Below are 9,111 nucleotides of genomic sequence, written 5' to 3'. Positions count from 1 at the left end.
AGGAAATACTTACAGTTGTATCTCAACGAGTTTATTTACAAATTAAACAGACGGTATTTTGGAGACAAACTCTTTGACAGACTAGTAATTGCGAATATAACAGGTGCATAAACGGATAATCAGAAAAATCTATATGAACATTATAATTTAAAACCATATGTCATAAGTTATATTGACACAATGTTATTTGCAGATAAACTTGGGATGCCTAAAAAAATAAAAGATTTAGCAGAGAGTTTGGACTTAGAAGTAACAAATCATCACGACCCAGAATTCGATGCAAAACTTTGTGCTTTAATATTTGGCGAATTGACTGACAAGTATCCAAGTTATCAAGAACTAATAAGAAAAATTGATGACCAGCCTAAAACAAATAATAATTATTTCAATCAACCAAGTGAAGATGTTTTAGAAGAAAATGAAGAGCATTTATCAAATTATCAAATAACTCAAAACGAACTTGAAAACATTGATTTAATAGGAAAAGGAATAGTTATTACGGGCAACTTTTCAATAGAAAGAGAAGAAATAAAAACTTTTCTAATGAAAATTGGTGGACAAATAAAATCAGGAATAACAGGTAAAGTAGATTTTGTTTTTGCAGGTGAAGATTGTGGTTGGTCAAAAATCCAAAAAATAAACGACTTAAACCAATCAAAAAAAGCAAACATTAGAATTTTAAACGAAGCTGACTTAAATTATCTTATCAAAAAATACGGCATATAACATCGCATTGGCAAAATGGCGGGTTAAGTGCCAAACTCAACTTTTGTGCATTTTATTCCGCCGAATGTGTTCCACATTCAGCTTTTTTTAATAATTTAGCTTCTGTGGAAACACATCGGCTACGTCACTGCTAAATTGAACTTTTTGTCCAATTTATCCGCCACTTCGCCAATGCGTTTCCCGTTAGTGGCAACAAAAACAAACGATAATTAGACAATAAATGAAAAATATTTTATTTGTAGTTTTTATTTCAATGATATTTTTATTTGTTTGCTGTAACACAACAACGAATAAAAACATAATTGAAACAGAAATTTCTGATTTTGACAAAATTTTAGATAGTTTTCAAGTAAATGGTTCAATTCTAATTTATGATAACGACAAGAATACTTTTTACTCAAATGACTTTGATTGGGCTAAAAACGGAAAATTACCTGCATCAACATTCAAAATTCCAAATTCTATAATTGCTGTTGAATTAGGCATTATTGAAAATGATACAACTATTTTAAAATGGAATGGCGAGCAGAGAAAAATGGATATTTGGGAAAAAGATTTATCATTTAAAGATGCTTTTAGAATTTCCTGTGTTCCTTGCTATCAGGAAATTGCAAGGAAAATCGGAACAATTAAAATGAAAGAATATTTAGAAAAATTTGAGTATAAAAATATGATTTTTGACAGTTTAACGATTGACAATTTTTGGCTTGAAGGAAATTCAAAAATATCTCAAAAACAACAAATCGACTTTTTAAGGAAATTCTATTTTTCAAAATTTCCAATTTCTGATAGGACAATAAAGATTGTCAAAAATATTATGGAAATTGAGCGAACTGAAAATTACATTTTAAGCGGTAAGACTGGATTAAGTTCGATAGAAGAAAAATATAATGGTTGGTTTGTTGGTTATGTTGAAACAAAATCTAATGTTTATTTTTTTGCAACAAATGTAATTCCGACAGACGGATTGAATGTTGATGATTTTATTTCATCGAGAATTAATGTAACAAAAAATGCGTTAAAGCAAATGAATATAATGAAATGATAAATGCCACTAACATATGGTAGCCGATAATTGCCGGCTTTCGTGCCAACTTGATACTTTGGTGCTTTTAACGAACCGAAGTGCTAAATTGATACGAAAGTGCTGTAAATCCGGCAACTACGGCTACCATTTTTCGTTAGCGGGCATTGTGAAAGATACCAGCATAACAGTTAAACATTGATAAATGAAAAAAAAACTACTTTGGATATTAATTTTAGGACTGATAATAATCAGTTGCAAACAAAGGAAAACAGAAATGAAAGAGAAAATAATTAAAACAAACGGCATTGAACTCTGTACGGAAAGTTTTGGAAATAAGAAAAATCCAGCAATCCTTTTGGTAGCAGGTGCAACCGTATCAATGCTGTATTGGGACACTGAATTTTGCCAACAATTATCTGAAAAAGGATTTTTTGTTATTCGTTACGACAACAGAGATGTAGGAAAATCCACTAATTATGAACCAGGTTCTACTCCATACGATATTGTTGACTTAACTAATGACGCTATTTCAATATTGGATGGCTACAAGATTGACAAAGCACATTTTGTGGGGATTTCTTTGGGCGGACTAATTTCTCAAATAGCATCAATAAAGTTTGCCGACAGAGTTAACTCCTTAACTCTTATGTCATCAGGCCCTTGGGGAGACTCAGACCCAACTATACCTGAAATGGACACGAGTATTTTAGATTTCCATAGTAAAGCAGGTACAGTCAATTGGACAAATGAAGACAGTGTGGTAAACTATTTAATTCAGGGTGCAGAATTAATGAGTGGCAAGAAACAATTTGACAAACAAAGAAGTGAAAAACTGATAAGAGCTGAGTTCAATAGAGCCAACAATTATATAAGTATGTTCAATCACGCTGCATCGCAAGGTGGTGGTGGTGAAGAATATTGGAACAGATTAAACGAAATCAAACAACCCACCTTAATTATCCACGGAACAGACGACAAAATTTGGCATTATAAGAATGCAGGTTTTTTACTAGAAAAAATAAAAGGTTCAAATCTAATCACCCTTGAAGGTACAGGACACGAATTACACGTTGATGATTGGAAATCAATTATTGATGGAATAGAAAAACACATAAATGACTGATAAACAAAAACAACGCCCCGCGTGGGCCTATACGCTGCCGGCAGCACTGCTGCTGATGGCTCCTTTCGACATCCTCGCTTCACTGGCGATGGATATTTATCTCCCTGTCGTTCCAGCGATGCCCGGCATCCTGAACACGACGCCCGCTATGATCCAACTCACGTTGAGCCTCTATATGGTGATGCTCGGCGTGGGCCAGGTGATTTTTGGTCCGCTCTCAGACAGAATCGGGCGACGGCCAATTCTACTTGCGGGCGCAACGGCTTTCGTCATTGCGTCTCTGGGAGCAGCTTGGTCTTCAACTGCACCGGCCTTTGTCGCTTTCCGTCTACTTCAAGCAGTGGGCGCGTCGGCCATGCTGGTGGCGACGTTCGCGACGGTTCGCGACGTTTATGCCAACCGTCCTGAGGGTGTCGTCATCTACGGCCTTTTCAGTTCGATGCTGGCGTTCGTGCCTGCGCTCGGCCCTATCGCCGGAGTATTGATCGGCGAGTTCTTGGGATGGCAGGCGATATTCATTACTTTGGCTATACTGGCGATGCTCGCACTCCTAAATGCGGGTTTCAGGTGGCACGAAACCCGCCCTCTGGATCAAGTCAAGACGCGCCGATCTGTCTTGCCGATCTTCGCGAGTCCGGCTTTTTGGGTTTACACTGTCGGCTTTAGCGCCGGTATGGGCACCTACTTCGTCTTCTTCTCGACGGCTCCCCGTGTGCTCATAGGCCAAGCGGAATATTCCGAGATCGGATTCAGCTTTGCCTTCGCCACTGTCGCGCTTGTAATGATCGTGACAACCCGTTTCGCGAAGTCCTTTGTCGCCAGATGGGGCATCGCAGGATGCGTGGCGCGTGGGATGGCGTTGCTTGTTTGCGGAGCGGTCCTGTTGGGGATCGGCGAACTTTACGGCTCGCCGTCATTCCTCACCTTCATCCTACCGATGTGGGTTGTCGCGGTCGGTATTGTCTTCACGGTGTCCGTTACCGCGAACGGCGCTTTGGCAGAGTTCGACGACATCGCGGGATCAGCGGTCGCGTTCTACTTCTGCGTTCAAAGCCTGATAGTCAGCATTGTCGGGACATTGGCGGTGGCACTTTTAAACGGTGACACAGCGTGGCCCGTGATCTGTTACGCCACGGCGATGGCGGTACTGGTTTCGTTGGGGCTGGTGCTCCTTCGGCTCCGTGGGGCTGCCACCGAGAAGTCGCCAGTCGTCTAACCGACGACTGGTAGCAGGCCCGCTCCGATGCGGCGCACTAACCATCGAAACCTCGTGAATGTCGGTATCCTGTCTGGCAGGATACCGCTCATTTCCCTTGTTCAGTTCAACATCGCATTGGCAAAATGGCGGGTTAAGTTCAAAATTCAACTTTTGTGCTTTTTATTCCGCCGAATGTGTCCCACATTCAGCTTTTTTTTAATAATTTAGCTTCTGTGGAAACACATCGGCTACGTCACTGCTAAATTGAACTTTCGGTTCAATTTATCCGCCACTTCGCCAATGCGTTTCCCGTTGTACGACATAGTAAAACCGAACCAAACAAAATGAAAGTCAGAGAAGAAAAGTTAAGAACAATTATAGAATGGTCGGAGAAAAACGAAGATGTAAGAGTTCTTCTTCTGACAAGTTCACTTGTAAATCCTTTAGCACTTGTTGACGAATTTAGTGATTTAGACATTGAATTTGTTTTTGAGGATAATACAAATTACATTTCAGACAAAAGCTGGACGCTTAAATTCGGAAATCCAATTGCTATGATTGAAGAAGACGAAAGTTGTTTTAACCATAAACACGCAATGAAAATGCTACTTTATGAAGACGGTGTGAAAGTAGATTTTAAACTTTACAGCAAATCAAAATTTATAAAGGAAACGCAAGAGAAAGAATTACCAGAAGATTGGGATATTGGTTATAAAATTTTAATTGATAAAGATGGTATTACAAAGCAAATGCTGAAACCAACTTATCAAATTTCCATTATCAAAAAACCGTCTGAAAAAGAGTTTCAAAATCTAATAAACGATTTTTGGTGGGACACAACTTACGTGGCAAAGTGTCTTGTGAGAGATGAAATATTCTATGCGAAATTTATGTCGGAAACCGTTATTCGCACAGAATATTTAATTCCTTTAATTGAATGGCACATTGCAAGTGAACACAATTGGAACATAACGACCAATAAATATGGACGGCTTTTCAAAAAGTATCTTAACCAGGAAATGTGGGCTAAAACAGAACAAACATTTTCAGGGAGCGATATAAAGGAAAATTGGACTGCTCTATTTTCAATGACTGATTTAGTTTCAGAAATAGGAACTGAATTGTCAAAAAAATTAGAGTACAAATACCCGGATAAATTAGAAAATGACATACGAAAATATTTAGCTGGACTAAAACCCAAAACATAACTACGTCGTACAACATCGTATTGGCAATAGGCGGGCTGAACGGCTTCGTATCAACGGAAGTGCAAAATTCAACTTCTGTTCTTCGATTAAAGTTCAGTGCTAAAAATCCCGCCCATCGCCAATACGCGGCACGTTATGTGAAAGAATAAAACGGCACCTCCAAAAAGAAAGTGCCGTTTCGAAATTAAATTTATAAATTCTCAATCCACTACTTCTGAAACAGTTGATTTTTCTATTAGAAAAATTCCGTCAAAAGCTTCTTCTATTTCAGTTTTTAGGCACATCGAATCAAATCGAATCTTATTACAATTTTTTAATTCCGTACTTCTGTTCATTAGTAAACAGCATTCTTTTCCTCCAAATTCTTGCATAATAAATTCAACAGAATCCGACTCTGGAAAATCAAGTGGAAATTTATCAACCCTAAAGCCAAATTGATAATCATTATCAGGATACAATGCCGCAGTTTCTCCACGTAGATTAGTTATTGCAAATGCTTTATATTTTTCTCCAAAAGTCATCGAAAGTCTTTGCCCCATTGGATAACAACTAATAAATCCATCAAAATCTACCGGAGTTTTTTGAATGTGAGCATTGTGGGCAACCAAAATAATCTTTTTACCAAGTGAATTTTTCAAAAACCAATCAATGCTTTCTGCCATATACTGGTCTTTTGCTCCCATATCTCCTTCAATTCCCCTTTCAGTAATGAAACTTTCCATAGCATCAGCATTATAATTCATATAAATCAAGCCTTTAACTTGATGAACTATCGATTGAAATTCTAAACTTTCTAATTTTGGTTGAAGAGTAATCAAACGAATGTAAACTTTTAATAGCAATGCTTTTAATTCATTATGTTCAGCTTCATCAAAAAGCGATAAATTTAACGCAAGCTGAGAAGTCGAATAGAAATCAAATTTCTCAGCAAGATTTAAAATCTTCTGTAAGACATCAGAAGAAACGATTGAAAGTCTTTGCAAATAATCAGATACAATACGAAAGTTTGGAAAATAAGAACCTCCATTTTTAGGAATATCCACACCTAAAAAGGTAATTTGATTATTATTGTCTTGATTATACCGACGAAGCCATAGCAAAGTATCTTTAAACTCATTTGGATAATAAAAGTGTGACAGTAACTTATCCAAATCGTCGAATGGAATTTGTGATTTTATCCACTTATCAACTTCTAATCCTTCAGAAAAACCAAACTCAAATGCCAAGGTGTCAAAATCACATTCAGTTACTAAAAACTCAATAACTTGATGCCTGAATGTAAAAAACTCTTTTATGAAATGTGCGTTTTCGCCTAAACCAACAATTGTAGAAGAATCAAAATATTCTCGAAATCGAAAAAGACTTTGTTTTATGGATGTATTATTTTCCGAATTAAACGGAAAAGTTAAGGGTTTTATATTTTTCATTATTACCTTATTTTAAATTAAAAATTAACGTACCAAATAGCAACCGTCTCAAAAAGACGATTTAATAATTTACTTTAATTTTTAATTACCAAGGCTTGCTGAAATACATAAAATGTGAATTATTTGAATACAAAGATACTAAAAATTCCTTCACATAACATCGCATTGGCAAAATGGCAGGTTAAGTGCTAAATTGAAAGTTTCTGCATTTTATTCCGCCGAATGTGTTCCACATTCAGCTTTTTTTAATAATTTAGCTTCTGTGGAAACACATCGGCTACGTCACTGCTAAATTGAACTTTTCGTCCAATTTATCCGCCACTTCGCCAATGCGTTTCCCGTTATGGGCCATTTTTGAATGACAATGCGAATAGATACAGACAAACAAATGAATTTACTTAGTGATAAGAACGTTGCAATAATTGGTGGTGGACCCGTTGGACTGACTATGGCAAAATTATTACAGCAAAACGGCATAGACGTTTCAGTTTACGAAAGAGACAACGACCGAGAGGCAAGAATTTTTGGTGGAACCCTTGACCTACACAAAGGTTCAGGTCAGGAAGCAATGAAAAAAGCGGGATTGTTACAAACTTATTATGACTTAGCCTTACCAATGGGTGTAAATATTGCTGATAAAAAAGGCAATATTTTATCCACAAAAAATGTAAAGCCCGAAAATCGATTTGACAATCCTGAAATAAACAGAAATGACTTAAGGGCTATCTTGTTGAATAGTTTAGAAAACGACACGGTTATTTGGGATAGAAAACTTGTTATGCTTGAACCTGGTAAGAAGAAGTGGACACTAACTTTTGAGAATAAACCGAGTGAAACAGCAGATTTGGTTATTCTTGCCAATGGCGGGATGTCCAAGGTAAGAAAATTTGTTACCGACACGGAAGTTGAAGAAACAGGTACTTTCAATATACAAGCCGATATTCATCAACCAGAGATAAACTGTCCTGGATTTTTTCAGCTATGCAATGGAAACCGGCTAATGGCATCTCACCAAGGTAATTTATTATTTGCTAACCCCAATAATAATGGTGCATTGCATTTTGGAATAAGTTTTAAAACACCTGATGAATGGAAAAACCAAACGCAGGTAGATTTTCAAAACAGAAATAGTGTCGTTGATTTTCTTCTGAAAGAATTTTCCGATTGGGACGAACGCTACAAAGAATTGATTCATACGACGTTGTCATTTGTAGGATTGGCTACACGGATATTTCCTTTAGAAAAGCCTTGGAAAAGCAAGCGCCCATTACCCATAACAATGATTGGGGATGCCGCACATTTGATGCCGCCTTTTGCAGGGCAGGGAGTAAATAGTGGGTTGGTGGATGCCTTGATATTGTCTGATAATCTAGCCGATGGAAAATTTAATAGCATTGAAGAGGCTGTTAAAAATTATGAACAGCAAATGTTTATCTATGGCAAAGAAGCACAAGAAGAATCAACTCAAAACGAAATTGAAATGTTTAAACCCGACTTTACGTTTCAGCAATTGTTAAATGTATAAAATGGAATAAAACGGCACATAACAAACAAATTGGCAATAGAGCCGGTGAAGTACTTCTATTGAACTTTTGTGCAATGTTGAAGATTAGTAATTCTATTCAACATTTGTGCTAAAAGTCGGCTCCATCGCCAATTTGCCAAACGTTATATGCCATATTACACCAAAACTTGTCTGAATTATACAAAATGAACTATGTTTAACTTTTTTAAACCTAAACCAAAAAATCAAATTGAAATGGAAGTTTCGGGAATAAATCCTGAAACAAACAATGAATTTCTATTCTATAATTTTATCGAAAATACACCAAACTATATTCTTGAACCTTGGCTAAAAAAAGCAAAACAAGTTGGTTATAAAGTAAAACCTCAATACGAACAAGCGATTTTGCAAAAATTGAAATTCAATCAATTTAAAAATCCTCATACATTCCCTGAGTACTTTGAAAATAAATTTGATTTTATTGCTATTGACTTTGAGACAGCAAATAACAGTAGATTAAGTGCTTGTGCAATCGGATTATGCTTCGTGAAAAATGACACAATAGTTTATTCGACAAAACACTATATAAATCCACCAAAATCAGAAAAGTTTTTAAAAACTCATACTTCAATACACGGAATTTCATATGAAGATGTAGAATTTTCCCTTAATTTTCAAGAATTATGGGAAGACGAACTTTCTAAATATCTTTCATCTAATTTATTAATTTTTCATAATGCGAGTATGGACTTGAGTGTTTTGAAAAATCTATCTGATTCTCCGCAAACACACCTAATATTTTTAGTATATTAGCGCTCAAAAAGCAGGGATTATGAACATATTCAGTTTTACGGCTCATTTCGGTTCGGAGGAAGATTGTCGTTTGCATTTCAAGGAG

General features: G+C 36.5%; 8 protein-coding genes and 1 pseudogene. 8 read left to right on the top strand and 1 reads right to left on the bottom strand.

The annotated features are described in order from the left end of the window. The 6 genes and pseudogenes from RE431_RS15615 to RE431_RS15585 all read left to right on the top strand — a co-directional run. Positions 1–111: pseudogene (locus tag RE431_RS15615) on the top strand (IS1595 family transposase); the annotation flags it as partial. A gap of 69 nt (positions 112–180) precedes the next feature. After that, positions 181–726 (top strand): BRCT domain-containing protein, encoded by a 546-nt coding sequence (locus tag RE431_RS15610; RefSeq protein ID WP_005807148.1) that lies wholly within the window; start codon positions 181–183, stop codon positions 724–726. 220 nt (positions 727–946) lie between these two features. After that, entirely contained in the window at positions 947–1,771 is an 825-nt protein-coding gene (locus tag RE431_RS15605) for a class D beta-lactamase OXA-347 (protein WP_004295324.1), read from the top strand. A gap of 184 nt (positions 1,772–1,955) precedes the next feature. Further along, positions 1,956–2,876 carry a macrolide hydrolase EstT gene (gene estT / locus RE431_RS15600; protein ID WP_046701559.1) on the top strand — a complete coding sequence of 307 codons (921 nt, stop codon included), beginning with the start codon at positions 1,956–1,958 and terminating at the stop codon, positions 2,874–2,876. Further along, complete coding sequence (gene floR, locus RE431_RS15595; protein WP_014053560.1) at positions 2,869–4,092, top strand: chloramphenicol/florfenicol efflux MFS transporter FloR; 1,224 nt, start codon at positions 2,869–2,871, stop codon at positions 4,090–4,092. The genes estT and floR overlap by 8 nt, the downstream gene beginning before the upstream one ends. 326 nt (positions 4,093–4,418) lie before the next feature. Beyond that, on the top strand, positions 4,419–5,282 hold the full coding sequence (locus RE431_RS15585; RefSeq protein WP_003013318.1) for an aminoglycoside 6-adenylyltransferase AadS: 864 nt from the start codon (positions 4,419–4,421) through the stop codon (positions 5,280–5,282). A gap of 200 nt (positions 5,283–5,482) precedes the next feature. Here the strand turns inward: RE431_RS15585 and ere(D) are convergent, their stop codons facing one another. Next, positions 5,483–6,709, bottom strand: coding sequence for an EreD family erythromycin esterase (gene ere(D), locus RE431_RS15580; protein ID WP_009040233.1), 1,227 nt, complete (start codon positions 6,707–6,709; stop codon positions 5,483–5,485). A gap of 358 nt (positions 6,710–7,067) precedes the next feature. Here ere(D) and tet(X) point away from each other — a divergent pair, with 358 nt between their 5' ends. After that, entirely contained in the window at positions 7,068–8,234 is a 1,167-nt protein-coding gene (gene tet(X), locus RE431_RS15575; protein ID WP_005783159.1) for a tetracycline-inactivating monooxygenase Tet(X), read from the top strand. Positions 8,235–8,426: 192 nt separating this feature from the next. Beyond that, positions 8,427–9,026 carry an exonuclease domain-containing protein gene (locus tag RE431_RS15570; protein ID WP_050427871.1) on the top strand — a complete coding sequence of 200 codons (600 nt, stop codon included), beginning with the start codon at positions 8,427–8,429 and terminating at the stop codon, positions 9,024–9,026. Positions 9,027–9,111 lie beyond the last annotated feature (85 nt).

It is taken from the genome of Christiangramia sediminicola (assembly GCF_031344135.1).
Classification (GTDB): domain Bacteria; phylum Bacteroidota; class Bacteroidia; order Flavobacteriales; family Flavobacteriaceae; genus Christiangramia; species Christiangramia sediminicola.
Note: the sequence above shows the minus strand (reverse complement) of the source record. Positions and strands in the feature narration are given on the sequence as shown.